This window comes from Govania unica (genome assembly GCF_027920805.1).
Lineage (GTDB): Bacteria > Pseudomonadota > Alphaproteobacteria > Sphingomonadales > Govanellaceae > Govanella > Govanella unica.
In genome coordinates this window covers 241,566-258,218 of record NZ_JANWOI010000002.1, presented here as the reverse complement: position 1 = coordinate 258,218, position 16,653 = coordinate 241,566, and the positions used below count along the sequence as shown (strand labels likewise).

The 16,653-nt window shown below is 56.8% G+C and carries 12 protein-coding genes; 7 read left to right on the top strand and 5 right to left on the bottom strand.

What is annotated here, in order from left to right; all coding sequences use genetic code 11:
• Positions 1-49: 49 nt before the first annotated feature.
• Positions 50-466, bottom strand: coding sequence for a hypothetical protein (locus tag NYP16_RS06075; protein ID WP_274943228.1), 417 nt, complete (start codon positions 464-466; stop codon positions 50-52).
• 1,267 nt (positions 467-1,733) lie between these two features.
• Between NYP16_RS06075 and NYP16_RS06070 the strand changes: the two genes are divergently transcribed.
• Both NYP16_RS06070 and NYP16_RS06065 read left to right on the top strand, forming a co-directional pair.
• The gene (locus NYP16_RS06070; protein WP_274943227.1) at positions 1,734-2,159 is read left to right on the top strand and encodes a S24 family peptidase; all 426 of its coding nucleotides are present in this window, start codon (positions 1,734-1,736) and stop codon (positions 2,157-2,159) included.
• Positions 2,160-2,322: 163 nt separating this feature from the next.
• Complete coding sequence (locus NYP16_RS06065; protein WP_274943226.1) at positions 2,323-3,276, top strand: SDR family NAD(P)-dependent oxidoreductase; 954 nt, start codon at positions 2,323-2,325, stop codon at positions 3,274-3,276.
• Between the two features lie 59 nt (positions 3,277-3,335).
• Here the strand turns inward: NYP16_RS06065 and NYP16_RS06060 are convergent, their stop codons facing one another.
• Positions 3,336-4,808 carry a carotenoid oxygenase family protein gene (locus tag NYP16_RS06060; RefSeq protein WP_274943225.1) on the bottom strand — a complete coding sequence of 491 codons (1,473 nt, stop codon included), beginning with the start codon at positions 4,806-4,808 and terminating at the stop codon, positions 3,336-3,338.
• Between the two features lie 28 nt (positions 4,809-4,836).
• Positions 4,837-6,039 carry an acetyl-CoA C-acyltransferase gene (locus NYP16_RS06055; RefSeq protein WP_274943224.1) on the bottom strand — a complete coding sequence of 401 codons (1,203 nt, stop codon included), beginning with the start codon at positions 6,037-6,039 and terminating at the stop codon, positions 4,837-4,839.
• A gap of 184 nt (positions 6,040-6,223) precedes the next feature.
• Here NYP16_RS06055 and NYP16_RS06050 point away from each other — a divergent pair, with 184 nt between their 5' ends.
• Entirely contained in the window at positions 6,224-7,417 is a 1,194-nt protein-coding gene (locus NYP16_RS06050) for an acyl-CoA dehydrogenase family protein (RefSeq protein ID WP_274943223.1), read from the top strand.
• Positions 7,418-7,532: 115 nt separating this feature from the next.
• Here NYP16_RS06050 and NYP16_RS06045 read toward each other — a convergent pair whose 3' ends face one another.
• The gene (locus tag NYP16_RS06045) at positions 7,533-9,893 is read right to left on the bottom strand and encodes a TonB-dependent receptor (RefSeq protein ID WP_274943222.1); all 2,361 of its coding nucleotides are present in this window, start codon (positions 9,891-9,893) and stop codon (positions 7,533-7,535) included.
• Positions 9,894-10,454: 561 nt separating this feature from the next.
• Here NYP16_RS06045 and NYP16_RS06040 point away from each other — a divergent pair.
• From NYP16_RS06040 to NYP16_RS06025, 4 genes are all read left to right on the top strand, one after another.
• Positions 10,455-11,846: a spinster family MFS transporter gene (locus NYP16_RS06040; protein ID WP_346742475.1), complete on the top strand. Its 1,392-nt coding sequence runs from the start codon at positions 10,455-10,457 to the stop codon at positions 11,844-11,846.
• Positions 11,847-11,871: 25 nt separating this feature from the next.
• Positions 11,872-13,491: an AMP-binding protein gene (locus NYP16_RS06035; RefSeq protein WP_274943220.1), complete on the top strand. Its 1,620-nt coding sequence runs from the start codon at positions 11,872-11,874 to the stop codon at positions 13,489-13,491.
• A gap of 10 nt (positions 13,492-13,501) precedes the next feature.
• Positions 13,502-14,296, top strand: a complete 795-nt coding sequence (locus tag NYP16_RS06030) for a DUF1295 domain-containing protein (RefSeq protein WP_274943219.1) — start codon at positions 13,502-13,504, stop codon at positions 14,294-14,296.
• Between the two features lie 99 nt (positions 14,297-14,395).
• On the top strand, positions 14,396-15,349 hold the full coding sequence (locus NYP16_RS06025; RefSeq protein WP_274943218.1) for a winged helix-turn-helix transcriptional regulator: 954 nt from the start codon (positions 14,396-14,398) through the stop codon (positions 15,347-15,349).
• A 5-nt stretch (positions 15,350-15,354) separates the two neighbouring features.
• Here the strand turns inward: NYP16_RS06025 and NYP16_RS06020 are convergent, their stop codons facing one another.
• On the bottom strand, positions 15,355-16,422 hold the full coding sequence (locus tag NYP16_RS06020; protein WP_274943217.1) for an NAD(P)H-dependent flavin oxidoreductase: 1,068 nt from the start codon (positions 16,420-16,422) through the stop codon (positions 15,355-15,357).
• Positions 16,423-16,653: the final 231 nt, after the last annotated feature.

Here is a 16,653-nt window from a genome sequence, read left to right as displayed (position 1 = left end):
TTGTCGCTCGGGTCTGAGAACATGATCGCCGTTTGGTCCGCCGGTCATGTCAACTGTCCGTTGTGGTGCGGACCAAGAAGATAAGCCGCGCGGTCGCTTCTTCTGTCGACGGGATGCGCTCGAACTTCGCAGTCTCCAGACAGATGCTCAGGATAATCGGATCGTCGAACGCACTATCATTTTCAACCGCGGATGGTATATCAGCTTCATGCAGGATATCTATGCTTTCGAGCATGCGGTCCATAAGCCGACGCTCCTGATCAAGCGGAGCAGCTATATGAAGTTCCGCTCTGAATTCAACAATATCATCCCGCGCCTGATGATGATGCACCGTCACGCGACCTCGCGGGTCATCGTCTCGCCCCGCCTCCCTGAGCGCAAGTCGACCATAAGGCCGGGTTGCAAAATGTTTCCCGAGAACATCCTCCAAAGCTATTTTTAACGTTTCTTCTGCCCGTTCATTCATGACAAGTCTCCTGAACACCCATATTTGGGTTGTCGCACAAGCTGGCGCAGACAATTGCTGCGCCGGTTCGCACTAAACGTCATGGCCTGGGAAACCCGTAGCCACCGGAGCATCACCTCGCTGCAAACTGGCCGGCACTCACAACAAAGCACGCTTTGACCGAGCCTCCCGCATAGCTGCGAGTTGTGCCCATCAAGTTTTTTGAGGGAAAGACAGAGATTGCAAGATCTCCGATTTCCTATATAGAATAGTAATATTCCCATATTTAATGGTATAGAATTCTATAAAGAGTGCAAGAGTGCTTAAGAAAGAGAATTTCCTACAGGAAGACTCTCTGACTGCATGCTTTCGACTCGGAAAACAGTAGAATATTTTAAAAAACGGCACTAAAGATCGCGAAACAAGTCCAACTTAAACTCTTTATTAAATTTAAAATGTTATTAAATTTCATATACTTGCCATTATTTTTTTGACAGCATCCATTATGACATCGGCAACCAGTCTGTAATGATAGTAAAAATTCTACTTAATGCTAATATAGCGAGCAAGTCAGATTGAGCGAAGGAATACAGACCGAAAGATCCACATAATTAAAGATATGTGACATCCGTCCTAACTGATGGCTTTGCTTCATAAAAAAAGAAAACGTGACCTTAAGCTATGAACGCAGCCCGGACCTTCGGCTCCGGAACATCGCAAAGCTGCCCTTTCGGCACCAACTCCAGCAATAATAAAAAATCGACATAACGCATAGGGAGACTACAGAAATGGTGGATAGAAAAACCTGAAGCCAAGTCGAAAGAGGGCAATCCCTAAAATAAGATAGGAAATAAACTATATGTAAATTTATTTCCTATCTGCCAATTTCATGAAAATGGCTGACCAAATTTTCACCCCGGCAAAGCAGCTAACTGTTAAATTGAATATGATGGATTCTGATAAAAAGCAGCCGAGACCCGCCAAACAATGGGTCGACTCAGGGAGCCGCTCTGGCACAGAGCAGCAATTCTTTGTCCTGTCGTCAAGTCCACCTCCCCCAGACCAAACTGTCCCAACCGATCACACTACAGAAGAGCTTGTACGTCAAAGGATCCGAAACCTGATACTGGGCAGCAGGGGCGACAGCTACGCTTCCGTATCAGATCTTATCGGACGCAATTCTTCCTATATACATCAATACATTAACCGACGGTCTCCAAGACATTTACGCGAGGAGGACCGACGCAAGATTGCCCAGTATTTTGGCATTCCACCGCATGACCTTCTCTTGACCGACCAAAGCCTGGTCGCTTCCGCCCCGCATAAGCCTGAGACTGATGGCGTCATTATGATCCGGGTCTGGACGACCTCTGCTCCGAGTAGCGGGCTCCCATTCCGGCGTGATTGGCTGACCACGACCTTCGTTAATTTCGAATCACTCATTGCCGTGACCATCAGCGGGGATGCCATGGCCCCGCGCCTCGCGAATGGATGCGTCACTCTGGTTGATCGTTCTCAGGCCTCCGTGCAAGGCGACGGTATTTATATCCTGCTCGCAGGTAACGAGGCCGTGCCCCGACGTCTGAGCCTCAACCCGCTGACCGGTCATGTGAGCATCACGGCCGACAATCGTCTTTATCAAAGCCAGCCCGATTGCGACCCGCGCAGCCTGTCCATACTCGGCCGTGTGGTATGGGTCGGGCAATGCCTTTGAGGGGCTGTCGCGATCCGCGACGGCACACCGAATTATTACTTGCATTAAAGAACTAATTCACAAATGATAGTGGAGTGCGCGCCTTTTTGCGGGCGTTGCACCAGCTATGACCTGCCTTACTCATAAAAATATCGGCACGCATATCATCAGCGGGGACCACTCCATGAACGCGGCAATGCTTTTAAAAATCATCAAATTCTATGGGCGCTTCATGCCGAGCTTTACCGCCATCGGCTATTATGCACGCGCCCCCTTCTGGCCGGCCTTCACTACCGACTTGACCGGGCAGACCTGGGTCGTCACCGGCGCGTCCGGCGGCGTCGGCGGGGCCATCACACGCGAAGCTGCAAGACGCGGTGCGACCGTACTCGCCATCGCCCGCAGCGCTGCAAAACTTGATGCCCTCGTTGCCTCTTTCTCGGGCAAGGGCAAGATCATTCCTTATGTGGCCGATCTCGCGCTGCAAAGCTCCACAACCGCTGTCGCGGAGCGGTTGATTGCCGAAGGCCGCAAGATCGATGTCCTCCAGAACAATGTGGGACTTTTGCTGGATGACTATATCCAGACCTCCGAGGGTCGCGAGACATCTTTCGCCACCAATATCCTCAACCAGTTTCTGCTGACCGAACGCTTGCTGGATGCCGATATGTTCGCGCCGGGGGCTGCAGTCATCAATATGGCGTCCGGCGGCATGTATAATGCTCCCCTGACGCTCGCCCGCATGAATGCGCCCTCAGCCGAAAAATACAGCGGCGTTTATGCCTATGCCGTTCACAAGCGCGGTCAGGCTGAACTGGTGAAATACTGGCAGGCGAAATACGGCCATAAGGGCATGAATTTTTATGTCATGCATCCCGGCTGGTCCGATACAGACGGCGTGAAAACGGCCATGCCGCGGTTCCGCAGAATCCTGCAACTTGTGTTGCGCAACGAAGCCCAGGGCGCCGATACCGCAGTCTGGCTTGGGGCGACACGGCCGAAGGGGACAAATCCTGCGGGGTTCTGGCTCGATCGCAAACCGCGTGATGCCCATGCCTATGACTACACCAAAGTAACCAAACATACGCCCGAGGAACTCGCGGATTACCTGCGGGCGGAACTCGCCAAACAGGCTTGAGCGACACATAAAAAATACGGCGCGGAGAAAACCTCCGCGCCGCTTTTTTGATGTAAACCTTAGCGCTGTTGTGCCGCGCGAATGGCCGCACCTTGGGCCCAGGTGGCATGCGTGCCGCTCGACAGGCGATGCGGCAGAATGATGCGGCACACTGGGCCGTCACCCAGTTTTTTCGCATCCCACAACACGGCTTCCGAACGATCGAGTTTCATGTCGGTGATCAGGCTGACGATATAGCCGTCATCTTCATCCTTCGCATCGACACGGGGTGCGAAAGCCGGTTCGCTGCCATAGCGTTCCTCGCCGAATTCAAGCACCGCCGAGGCCCCGGTCTCCAGATCATGCTTGACAACGCCGGTGAACAGAAACCAGCCAGGCTTGGCCATGGCGCTATAAGTATAGCGATATTTGCACCCGAGATATTGTTGATTGATTATTCCGAATTCAAGCGTGCGATCATCGAGACGCTGTTCCGTCGTCGTCCCGGTTTTAAGATTGAAGCGCCAGCGATGCAGTTTCGGCTGCATCAGATATTGATCGAGATAAGCCATCATGCGCGCGTAACCCGAAGGGGCCTGGTTCGGGGATGCGGGCATGGGGTCATCCTGGAAATACCCGTCCATGATGATCTCGTCCCCCTCCTCATAGGCATTGAGGAAATGGAGAACGAACGTCGGATCGGCTTCGAACCAGCGAATATCCTCGGTCTTGCCGTAACGCGGAATGATGGCGAAGCGCGACCGCATGTCATCATGATAGCGCACGACGAATTTATTCTGGGCAATCAGCTCAGGGTCCCAGAACAGCGGAAAATCATTGAGGATAGCGTAGTTCTTGGTGAAGATCATATCATGGGGCAAGCGCGGTCCGGGCAGCGGCACCGGGATATAATGCTTCAGTTTGTCATCGGCTCCGACAACGCCATAATGCATATAGGGCGGGAATTTCGAATAGTTGAAGAACAACAATTCACCCGTCGACTCATCCACCTTCGGGTGGGCGGAGATACCGTCAAGCGGCCCCCAGCTCGCGACGCCCTCCTGTTCCATGGTATAGGGATCGAGGCGATAACCCTCCCCGCATTGATAAAATGTCGAGAGGATTTTGCCCGCATGCACGATCACATCGGTCGATGAATTGTCTTTCAGAAACCCATGCGCGCCCCAGCCCGGACGTTGCGATTTTTCCGGCGGCTCCATGAGGCCGGCCCATATTGCATGCCCCGCTTCCTCTTCCGCCACAAAGGCGCGTGTGCGGACGAAGCGGTTTTTATAGTCGGCCTTGCCATCGCGAAAATTCATGACATGGACCATGCCGTCGCCATCGAAGGGATGATAGCGGCCGATCGCCTCATGCACCGGATTTTCGGTATTGCGCACATAGACGCCGTCAATATCAGCGGGAACGCTGCCGATCACCTCAAGATCCGCGGCATCATATTCGGTGTAATTCGGCGTCCAGGCCCCGTTCCTGTAGGGATGATCATTGGGCTTCAACGTCGGTGTGATGCGGTTTACGATCTTCGTCATCATGACTTCAATCCTTATGATCTGAATGATCTCAGCGCTCGCGGCGCAGAATAACGGCCGACCCGATGCCCGAGGCCGCATGCGCAACCAGAAGCCCGTATTCGGCATCACGCTCGTCCATCACATCAAGCAACGTCGATAGTAAGATCGCGCCGCTTGCACCAAGCGGATGACCTTTGGCCACATGCCCGCCGGTGATATTGACCTTGTCGCGATCGACTTTGTAGTCACGGTAGAACAGCGCAGGAACAACGGCGAAGGCTTCCATATATTCAATCACGTCCATGTCGGCGAGGGTCAGACCCGCCTTGGCCAACGCACGCTCCATCGCCACTCGCCCGCTGGTGAGCGACAACACGGGATCTCCCGCCGCCTCGGACCGGGCGACGATGTGGGCGCGCGGTTTCAATCCACGTGCTTCCCCCGCATCCCGCGTGCCCAATATGGCGAGCCCTGCCCCATCGGCAATGCCCGGCGCATGGGTGACCGTGTGCCGGTGATCAACGGCATCAAGACCAAGTGTGGCTTTCAGCACCGGCGCATAGATGGACGAAAGCGCTGCAAAAGCAGGCTCGAACGCCGCGAGCGCCTCCCTTGAGATATTGCCGCGCACATATTCATCGCGTGCGAGAAGGACATTGCCTGCCGCGTCCTGCACCGGAACCAAAGACTGTTGCGCAATATTTTCAGTCTGCGCCCGCGCCGCCCGTTGATGGGACACCAGAGCAATCTCATCCAGCGTTTCGCGCGAGACATCCTCACGCTGAGCCAGCACATCAGCCGACAGCACCACCGGCAAATAGCGCAAGGATGCGGAAAATTCCGGGTCGGTATAATAACTCGCACGGTCGGCCATGAAGGGCACCTGCGACATGCTTTCGACACCGCCTGCCATGACAAAATCGGCGCTGCCGGCGGCAATCTTATCCGCGCCGGACATGGCTGCGGACAGACCGGACACGCAGTAATTGTTGAGCGTCCATACCGTCGCCGTCTCGGGCAATCCGCTATGCAGCCGGGAGACCAGACCGATATGACCGCCCTGCGCGCCGATCTGACCAACACAGCCCAACGTCAGATGATCGATATCGCGCACCCCAGCCCCCTGCCGCGACTCGAGCGCCTGCACCAATTGACGCACGAGTTCAGCAGGTGCGACCCCGGTCAGGCTGCCGCCGTCCTTGCCTTTGCCGCGCGGCGTGCGAACTGCGTCATAAATATAGGTCTCTCTCACGCCTGCGCTCCCAAAACTGTTCCGGTGGAGATGATCTCAACAAGATTATTCCCGCATAGTATATTTATGCAAGCATTATGGTAATTCATACTTGCGGGCCAGCACAAGTAGTTTTAGTATCAATTTGCAAGTAAAAAACAAAAATGGCCCGGTGCCAGAAGCTGCCCATCCCTCGGAGGACCTCATGAGTGATAAAACCATCCCCGTCTCGCAGCTCGATTTCGACGGCCTGCGCCCGCCGAGTCCGCATTTGACCAGCGCCCATGCGGCCTGGCGGCAACGTCTGCGCCATTTCGTCGACAAGGACATCGCCCCCCATCTTGATGACTGGGATAAAAGCGGCACCTTCCCCGATGCCGTCTATAAAACCGCCGCCGATGCGGGACTTCTCGGCATGGGATTTCCGGTCGAACTTGGCGGCCTTGACGAACCGATCGATCTCTATCACCGCATTATCTTCTCCGAGGAATTTCATCGCCTCGGCAGCGGCGTAGTATTTGCCGATCTGGCCACCCATTGGATCGGCCTGCCGCCCATCATCAGCCACGGCACGGACGAAATGAAAGATCGCATCGCCCGTCCGGTGTTGCGCGGCGACAAGAAAATGGCCTTTGCCGTCACCGAACCCTCAGGCGGATCTGACGTGTCCGGCCTTAAAACCACGGCCGAACGGCGCGGCGATCACTTCATTGTCAATGGTTCGAAAACCTTGATTTCAGGGGCCATGCGCGCCGATTTCATCCTGGCGGCGGTGCGCACCGGCGGCCCAGGCATGGGCGGCATTTCGCTCCTTGTGATCGAGGCTGACCGCGCGGGCATCAGCCGCACACCGGTGCCTGGCCTCACCTGGTATAACGCCAGCATCGGCACCTTCACCTTTGACAATGTGGAAGTGCCGGTCAGCAATCTCATCGGCACCGAGAATCGCGGCTTTGCAAGTCTCGCCGGGCAGCTCAATATCGAACGCTTCAGCGGTATCGCCGCAACCCTCGCCATGAGCCGCACCTGTATCGCCGAAGCCGTGGCCTGGGCCCAACAGCGTGAAACCTTTGGCAAGCGGTTGGTGGATCATCAAGCCATCCGCCACAAACTGATCGAGATGATCAGCGCGCTGCGTGTGTCTTATGCTTATCTTGATTATTGCATCGACCGTTTTCATCGCGGCGATGTGCCCATTGCCGATTTGTCGCTGTTGAAAATTCAGGGTGTCAAAACCCTCGAACATTGCGCGCGGGAGGCCATGCATATTCTGGCCGGTCAAGCCTATCAGGGCACCACGCGGGTCGAACGCATCTTCCGCGAATCCCGCATCTTTGCCATTGGCGGCGGCACCGAAGAAATCCTCAAAGATCTGACGGCGCGGCAGCTCGGTTTCTAATTCCTCCCTGATACCAACTGGCCGGGATCCTGCTGAGGGTCCCGGTTTTCTTTTGCCCATAAAAAACTGCCGGAGAGAATAACCCTCCGGCAGTCCAAGGCGGGACGTTGTCTGGTTAGAAGTTCGTCCGTACGGTGATGCCATATGTACGCGGATCACCGAGGAAGGCCGAATAGGACCCAGCCTGGAATGTGGCTGGAATTACGCGGCGGTAATAATCCTGATTGAACAGGTTGCGGGCCCAGAGCTCCACGCGCCAGCTGTCGGATTCATTCGACAGGGCAAGACGGCCATTGACCAGCGCGAAGGCATCCTGCTGGCGGTTGATATCGCCAAAGCTTGCCGTCATGTAAGTCGACACCCAGCGAATATCAGCATAGGCAAGACCCTTCAGAGACGTGCCGGGGATCGGGAAGTCATAGGTTGCCGATCCGACAAGCGTCCATTTCGGCGACATTTCCATCGGCTTGCCTGCGAAGGCCCGGTTGCCCGGATCACTTGTGTAGTAAGCATCCGCATAAGTCGTGGCGCCCGTAAGTGTCAAACCTTTCACCGGAGCCCAGGTCAGTTCGACTTCAGCTCCTTTGGTGATGGCTTTCGGCAGACCGAACACGATAAAGCTCACGCCCGTGTATTGGATCGACTGGAAGCCCTTGAAGGCCTGATAGAAAACCGCGGCGTTGAAGCGGACTGTGTTATCAAAAAACTGACTTTTGAAACCGACTTCGTAAGCGTCTACGGTTTCTTTGCCAAAACTAAGATCGGCTGCGTTCGGGGTCGCCGGGGTCGAGAAGCCTGCGCGATCCAGATTGTAGCCGCCCGATTTATAACCACGCGAATAGGAAATATAGCTGTTGGCTTCGGGGCTGAATTCGTAGCTCAAATTGACGGTGCCGGTCAAAGCGGTTTCAGCCCGGCTGTCCTTGCCGCCCGCAGGATTGAGTCGCGAATCCCAGAAGGACGCACAGAATGAGCCGATCCCCACAGGATCATTCAAAGCCACGGCAGTGTCACATGCCGGGTTGATGGTGTTCGCCGTGAGATCGACTTTTTTCTTGTTTCGGGTGATGCGCGCGCCGACCGTGAACTTCAACGCCTCGGTGATGGCATAAGTATTATGGGTGAAGGCCGCATAATCTTCGCCCTTCTGATTGGAGAAGCCATAGCCGCCGTCACCGGGACGGAACGCTGCAAGCACAGCCGGTTTGGCGGTATTGAACATCAGCGGCATATCGACGCCCATCAGGAACGCGCGCTGGTCAGTGATATCTTCATGCGAGTACCAGGCGCCGACGAGCCAATCGAGAGGGCCTGACTTGCCCTGGAAGCGCAGTTCCTGACTGAACACCTTGAACTGCTGGAAGATGCCGTCTTTCGGGATATAGCCAAGATCAACGCCCGAATGGTCGAAGTCCTGACCACGATTGGCTTTCCAATCCCTGTAAGACGTTACCGAGACGACTTCCCCAACGCCCGCATCCCAGTTGACTTCGAGCCCGACGCCCCAGTCTTTCACGTCTTCCTGATTGACCCGGCCGGGCGAGCGTGCCGCGAGACGATCAAAGGGATGAGTGCTGCCATAGCTTTGAACGCCGTGAGTCGCGGCAATGGTTTGCCCCTTGATGGCATTCGCGCCGACAAGGGAAAAGACAGCCGTACAGCAATCTTCGTTGCGGTTTGTATAGTCGGCGCTCAGTTTGATCCTGAGGTTTTCATTCGGCTGATACTGAAGCTTGCCGCGCAGGAATGAGCGGTTGAGGCCCATGGTATCGGTATCTGTGTTGACCTCATGCAGGAAACCATTGCGCTTTTGCACAACGCCTTCAATACGCACGCCGAGAACATCTTCCACAAGCGGACCTGATACCGCGCCATTCAGACGATAGTAATCATAGTTGCCATATGTGCCTTCAACATACCCCTCGAATTCCTTCATATTCGGGTTCTTGGTGATGACATTGATCAGCCCGGCAGAAGTATTGCGGCCAAAAAGTGTCCCCTGAGGCCCGCGCAGAACTTCGATACGTTCAATGTCACCAAGTTCAGAGAGCGCAACGCCGGTCCGTGCCCGCGGCACACCATCAATGACAACGCCCACCGCCGATTCAAGACCGACGTTGGTCGATGTGGTGCCCATGCCGCGAATACGAACGCTTGAATCCGAGTCACCGCCCGGTGTCTGGAAGTTCAGGCTTGGTGAAAGCGCGACAAGATTGCGAATATCGCGGATACCCGAATTCTGCAAAGCCGCTTCAGAAAAAGCCGAAACCGCGATCGGCACTTCCATCAGATTTTGTGTCCGCTTGGTCGCGGTCACAATGATTTCTTCAAGCCCGCCAGCCGCCGATGTCTCCGCCGCAGGCGCAGGCGCTGCCACAGACATTACTGTGGTCAAAGCAAAAATCGAAGTCGCAAGCATTGCCGTCGTGAAATCGGCAACCCCGCGCCGTCTATAGGAAATAGGGGTATCAGTCATCACAAACGCCTCCCTCATGAAATTTTTCTATTGAAGAAATTTCATCCAAGCGCTCAGTCTGCTCATACGATCTGCCGACCAAAGACAAAAAGCCAAACCAGTCGTAAAAGCAGCCTCACTCAGCAAGAATGAAACGGACAGTCAACGGAAGTTCTGGTGATAATCTTGTTCATTGCTCTCAGGGGTTTTGGTGCGAGGGCAGTTTGTTTTCTGTTCCTGCCTCTCGCCCAGAAAGATAGCTTTCATATCAGGACTAGTCAAGGCTTTCATAAACGCACTGATTCCTGTCCTGAAACACCCTCTCCGGCCTGCCCCCTCCGATCTTCCAGCTCAATAATTGGCTGTTTTTCAAGGATTTTTTGTAATTTTTGCATCTTTACGTCACGACGGATTGCGGAGGTTTCATAAACGAACTACTATCCAGACAACAGCTTTGCGGCAAAAAAATAATGACTTGCTTAAAAAGATCATAATCCAGGGAAGCCGACGCAAAGCGACCATCAGGCATCCAAAAGGGACTCAGGCGCAGCCGCGTTTGAGGGAGCGGGAGTGCGCCCAGAAATGACAGCCCCAGCCCCGTCAGAGGCTTTGCAAGCAGACCCGGGTTTCATCCCGGGGCGGCCTCTTACAAGTGACCTGTTGCAAGCCAGGGCGCCTGTTTCCCTATGGCCCAGCAAGGGGCGATCCTGGCTGCTCGTCATCATCATGCTTGTGGCTTACACCAGTTCTTTCATTGACCGGCAAATCATGACCTTGCTGGTTGGCCCCATCCGTGCCGACCTCAAGATTTCGGTGACCGAATTCAGTTTGTTGGTCGGACTTGCCTTTTCCCTGTTCTATTCCATGTCCGGCGTTCCGCTCGCCTATCTGTCTGACCGCTACAGTCGTATTCGCATAATCATGATCGGGATTTTCACCTGGAGCATCATGACCATGCTGTGCGGATTCGCGGGCAGCTTTGGCCCGTTGTTTCTCGCCCGCATGGGCGTCGGCATTGGTGAAGCGGCGCTGGCTCCGGCGGCTTATTCCCTGATTTCAGACAGCTTCCCGCCCGAACGCCGCGGCCGCGCCATGGGCGTCTATTCCATGGGCGCTTATGTGGGCGGCGGTCTGGCGCTGGTGATCGGTGGCGCAGTCATTTCGATGATCGAACATGCGAAGCCGATCACTCTGCCGCTTGTGGGCACGTTGCAAGCCTGGCAAACGACTTTTTTTTATGTGGGGCTGCCGGGCTTCCTGATCGTGCTCGCGCTGATGTTCTGCCGTGAACCGGCGCGTCAGGGGATCACCAACAAACCGTCACTTTCCGTGTTGTTTGCCTTTATGCGCCAGCAGTCGGCCGTCTTTTGGACCATCAGCATCGGCAGTTCACTGTTCGGCATTGCCGCCATCGGCTATCTGGTCTGGATGCCCAGCATTCTCATACATCAATATGGCTGGAGCGCGTCGAAGACCGGCTATATCTATGGCAGCATTCTGCTGATCTTTTCCACAAGCGGGTCTTTTTGCGGCGGCTGGATCGCCGATATCCTGACCCAGCGCGGCATCAAAGACGGCGCACTGCGCACCTTGATCGGGGCGATCCTGCTGGCCATTCCCTTCGCCGTCTCTACGCCCTTCATGACCTCGGACATCGGCGTCACCGTCATGCTGGCCGCGCTCAGCTTTTGTTTCGGTCTGGTGCAAGCCTTGCCAACAACGGCGCTTCACGCCGTGACACCGAACGAATGCCGCAGCCAGATCACCGCCTGTTATTTCGTGTTCGGCAGCATCATTTCCCAAGGGATCGGCCCGACGCTCATCGCGTCGCTCACCCAATATGGTTTCAAGGACGAAATGAAGCTGGGATTGGCCGTCGTCGTCATCAATGCGATCATGCTGCCGCTTGCCGCCCTTATTCTCCTGTCCGGCCGAAAGGCGTTCTGCCGCAGCCTCGATGCCATCCGCCACTGAGTCTTTTATACGGAGATCTGTTTAAATGACGTCCAGTCCACCCTGGTTCGACCCGAAAACTCCCGCACGCGAAGATTGCGTGGTTTCCTGCCTGATCGACAAATGGGCCGCCGCCACGCCGGACAAGACTTTTATCCTTTATGAAAACGGCGACAGCTGGAGCTGGAGCCAGACCCGCAGCATCGCGCGCGCCACCGCAGCCGCCTTTGCGGCACGCGGCATCCGGGCCGGGGATACAGTGCTCGCCTGGCTGCCGAACAACGCGACCATGATCCGCAGCTGGTTTGGCGCGAATTATCTCGGTGCGACGCTGGTCCCCATCAACACGAGCTATCGCGGGCGTCTGCTGGAACATGCGATCCGCACCTCGGACGCCCGATTGATGATTGTCCATCCGGCCCTGATCGACCGCTTGAGCGAGATCGAGCACAGCGATCTTGAGCATCTTATCGTCGACAGCCCCGATCTTCCGAACCTCGATTGCGGGCTGACGATGGAACCGGTCAGCGTGCTTGATGGCGATAGCGCGGCCGAGTTTGACTTTGCGCCGCAAATCTGGGACACGCCGCTGATCATTTTCACTTCAGGCACCACCGGGCCGTCCAAGGGCGTGATCACCAGCTATCTCCACCAATGGACTACGGCCACGGTGCAATATGGTTATATGACGGCCGCGGACCGCATCCTGATCAATCTGCCCATGTTCCATGTGGGCGGCACCAGCAGCATTTATGCGGCGCTGGCCCGGGGCGCATCGGCGGCTCTGTTTGACGGTTTCAACACGCGCGAATTCTGGCCGCAGCTGCGCGCCACCGGGTCCACCACCATCAGCGGACTGATTGGGGCCATGGCGAGCTTTTTGACCAAGACGCCGCCGCAGCCCGATGACGGTGACAATCCGCTGACCTATTGCACGCTCGCCCCCATCACCGATGACACCATCGCGCTCAGCAAGCGCTTCAATTTTCATTACGTCTCCGGCTTCAACATGACCGAACTGTCATCGCCGCTCATCACGCCGCTTGATGAACGGACGCACCGCAGTTGCGGACGTCCGCGTTCCGGCGTCGAATGCCGGGTGGTCGACGATCATGATATGGAAGTTGGCGCCAATATGATCGGCGAACTGGTGGTGCGCAGCGACAGCCCCTGGGTCTTTTTCAAAGGCTATCACAAGAATCCGGAAGCCACTGCTGAAGCCTGGCGCAACGGTTGGTTTCATACCGGCGATCTTGTCACCCGCGACGCCGACGGCAATTTCTTTTTCATCGACCGCAAGAAAGACGCCATCCGGCGGCGCGGCGAAAACATCTCCTCGATCGAAGTCGAACTTGATGTCTATGCCCATGCCGCCGTGCTGGAAGTGGCCGCCTATGGCGTGCCCTGCCCGGCTGGCGAGGAAGAAGTGATGGTGGCGGTTGCCGCTAAGCCGGGCCACACACTTGATCCTCAAAGTTTGGTGGAATTTCTCATTCCCCGCATGGCGCATTTCATGGTGCCGCGCTATGTGCGCGTGGTCGAGGCTCTGCCCAAAACACCGACCAACAAAATTCAAAAAGTTCAGCTGCGTGGCGAAGGCGTCACATCCGACACCTGGGACCGAGAGGCCAGCGGCCTCGCGCTCAAACGACAAAAACTGAAATAAGGGGGCATTTATGTTGCATGACATTGCGTATCTGGCGGTCATCAATCTGGGCGTGATTCTGGTCGCCTTCGTGGGGCTTTGGCTGATCAGCCTTCTGGTTGAGGATTCGAGTATCGTCGATATTCTCTGGGGGCTTGGATTGGGCGGCGTGGCCTGGGTCAGCTATGTCTTCGGCGACGGGGCGGCGGACCGCAAGCTGCTGGTGGCTGTGTTGGTGAGCGTCTGGGCGCTGCGGCTTGCCGGATATATCGGCTGGCGCAACTGGGGAGCCGAAGATCGTCGCTATGCACGGCTCCGGCAGCATGTGGAGTCTCAGGGCAAGAATTTCGCGATCTACAGCCTGATCCATATCTATCTGCTTCAGGGCTCGTTGATGTGGCTGTTTTCCTTCGTCGTCCAAATCCCTATGGTCTATAAAACACCCACAACGCTTGGCACCCTCGCCTGGATCGGGACGGCGGTCTGGGCTTTTGGGCTATTGTATGAAACCATTGCCGACATCCAGCTTGCCCGCTTCCGCGCCCATCCGACAAATGCGGGACGGACCATGCAAGCGGGGCTTTGGCGCTATTCCCGGCACCCGAACTATTTCGGCGAGATTGTCGCCTGGGTGGGCATTTTTCTCATTGCCTGTGAAAATCCGATCGGATTTCCGGTCATCCTTTGCGTTCTCATGCTGGCCTATAACATCGTCGGCAGCATGGGCGCCGGCACGGTCGAACGGCGCATGCAAAAAAAGCGGCCCGATTATCTCGACTATGTGAAGCGCACCAATAAGCTCATCCCGATGCCGCCGCGCCGCTGAGGGAAACCATAGCAAACTACTGGAAAAAACAGACAATCCGTATATAAGAGGCCAGTTGTTGTGAGGTGAGCGAGCACATCGACTACAGCAGGAGCAGAAATGAAGCCTACGGATCAGTATCGATTGCTGCCCAAAAGCTCCGTCAATCGGGCGCTCAACACACTCGGTGACCGCTGGAGCCATCTGATCCTGCAGGAAGCGTTCCTCGGCGCCACCCGGTATGAGGACTTCCGCGCCCGGCTCGGCATTGCCCGCAGCACGCTGTCGAACCGTCTGCAATCCTTGATTGCCAATGACATCATGGAACAGCGGCCCTTTCGCGAAGGCATGGTGCGGATGGATTATCATCTGACCGAACGCGGCCGGGATCTGCTGCCCTCCCTGCTCATGAGCTGGGCTTGGGGGGTGCGCTGGGGTTTAACGGGGCCAACCATGCCGCTGTCCCTGACCCATACCGGCTGCGGCAAGGCCATGCTACCCGAAATGATTTGCGGCCATTGCAAGGAACCGGTCACGCTCAATTCCTGCCGCTATGAAGATGGCCCGGGGGCTGGGTTTGAACAGGTCGCCGTGCAGCGTATGCACCGGCGACGCAATTCAGCGGGAGACAGCCCCGCCACCATCGCCGCCACCATGGAACCGGCCGACCTGATCGCCGACCGCTGGACCGGGCTTGTGATCGGCACGCAATATTTCGGCGTGCATCGCTTTGACGATATTCAGGCAAGAATCGGCATTGCCACCAACATCCTGACCGACCGCCTGCGCACCTTGGTCGCCAATGGCATTTTCGAACGCCGGCTTTATGAGATCCAGCCGCCGCGTTATGAATATTTCATGACCAAAAAGGGCATGGATCTTTACCCCCACGCCCTCAGCCTCCTGCATTGGGCCGACCGCTGGCTTGCGGAGCCAGAGGGACCGCCGGTCATCATCCGCCACAAGCCCTGCGGCCAGCCAGTACTGCCGCAAGTCGTCTGCGGGCATTGCAAGGATGTCCTGAGCAGCGACAATCTGACCGTACGACCCGCGCGCCGCGCCAAGGAAGACTGAGGCTTTTACCTCTGCAAGCGGTCAAGCGCCTCGGCCGCAAGGGCACGGGTGAACTCCGCCGCCCCCTGCTCCCGCGTCAGGGCCACCGCCTGCCCCGCCCATAAAGAACTGAAATCGCCCGATCCCTGCGACTCCGCCGCTGCCCGCAATGGCAGGATCGCCGTGGAGGCTGCCGGAAACTCCGGTGCGAGGTCGCTCAAGGGCCCAAGGTCGGCCAGCAGACGATTGACAAGTGCCCGCGCCGGTCGCCCGGTGAAGATGTTGGTGATCGCCGTCTGATCGTCACCGGCAGTGCCGAGTGCCGCGCGATGGATGGCGCTTGTGGCCGCCTCAGGCGTGCGCAGATAAGCCGTGCCGATCTGCACCGCCGCCGCCCCAAGCGCCAGGGCCGCAACCAGCCCGCGCGCGTCAGCCACACCGCCCGCCGCGATGACCGGCAGCGCCACGGCATCCACCACCTGCGGCACCAATGCGAAGGTGCCGACCTGGGACGCCACCCTGGATGTGAGGAACATACCGCGATGCCCGCCCGCCTCGGCCCCTTGCGCGATCACGGCGTCAGCACCATGATCGGCAAGCCAGCGCGCCTCGGCCACTGTCGTCGCGGAGGACAGGATTTTGGCCCCCGCCCGGCGCACGCGGTCAAGCAATTGCGGCTCCGGCAGGCCGAAATGAAAGCTCACCACCTCGGGCCGCAACTCCTCAATCAGTGCGGCGAAGGTCGCATCAAAGGGCGCACGATTGGCCGCCGTCATCGGCGCCTCCACATCAAGCCCGAGTTCGGCATAATAAGGCGCAAGCCGTCCCCGCCACAAAGCCGCCCGCGCAGGATCCTCGGCCGGAGTCTGATGGCAGAAGAAATTGAGATTAATCGGGGCCGAGACAGCAGCGCGAAACAACCCCACCTCGCCCCGGATCTTGTCAGCCCCAAGAAGCGCGCAAGGGATAGCCCCAAGCCCCCCGGCTCCAGCCACCGCAATCGCCAGCCGCGAGCCATTCGACCCGGCCATGGGAGCCTGCAAAATAGGCAGCTCAATCCCAAGCAAATCAAGGATACGACGGTCGGGCCACATCAGAGTTCCCTTCAATGTTTGATGTCAGTGATCATCAGAACCGATTATCGAGGTGATCTCAACATCTGGATGCTGCCCCCTCTCACATAACCGTCATTGCGAGGCGGAGCCGAAGCAATCCAGTGTCGCCGCCCGGGGAACGAGCCAGAAGAACTGGATCGCCACGCCGCTTGCGCGGCTCGCGATGACGGCGGTGTGGGGTGAATTTTGAGAAATCTGGACGATGCCCCC

Excerpts from the sequence above, each read along its gene's own strand:
- NYP16_RS06035 (WP_274943220.1), top strand. The coding sequence starts at position 11,872 with ATGACGTCCAGTCCACCCTGGTTCGACCCGAAAACTCCCGCACGCGAA.
- NYP16_RS06075 (WP_274943228.1), bottom strand. The coding sequence starts at position 466 with ATGAATGAACGGGCAGAAGAAACGTTAAAAATAGCTTTGGAGGATGTT.
- NYP16_RS06065 (WP_274943226.1), top strand. The coding sequence starts at position 2,323 with ATGAACGCGGCAATGCTTTTAAAAATCATCAAATTCTATGGGCGCTTC.
- NYP16_RS06025 (WP_274943218.1), top strand. The coding sequence starts at position 14,396 with ATGAAGCCTACGGATCAGTATCGATTGCTGCCCAAAAGCTCCGTCAAT.
- NYP16_RS06040 (WP_346742475.1), top strand. The coding sequence starts at position 10,455 with ATGACAGCCCCAGCCCCGTCAGAGGCTTTGCAAGCAGACCCGGGTTTC.
- NYP16_RS06030 (WP_274943219.1), top strand. The coding sequence starts at position 13,502 with ATGTTGCATGACATTGCGTATCTGGCGGTCATCAATCTGGGCGTGATT.
- NYP16_RS06045 (WP_274943222.1), bottom strand. The coding sequence starts at position 9,893 with ATGACTGATACCCCTATTTCCTATAGACGGCGCGGGGTTGCCGATTTC.
- NYP16_RS06020 (WP_274943217.1), bottom strand. The coding sequence starts at position 16,422 with ATGTGGCCCGACCGTCGTATCCTTGATTTGCTTGGGATTGAGCTGCCT.
- NYP16_RS06050 (WP_274943223.1), top strand. The coding sequence starts at position 6,224 with ATGAGTGATAAAACCATCCCCGTCTCGCAGCTCGATTTCGACGGCCTG.
- NYP16_RS06060 (WP_274943225.1), bottom strand. The coding sequence starts at position 4,808 with ATGATGACGAAGATCGTAAACCGCATCACACCGACGTTGAAGCCCAAT.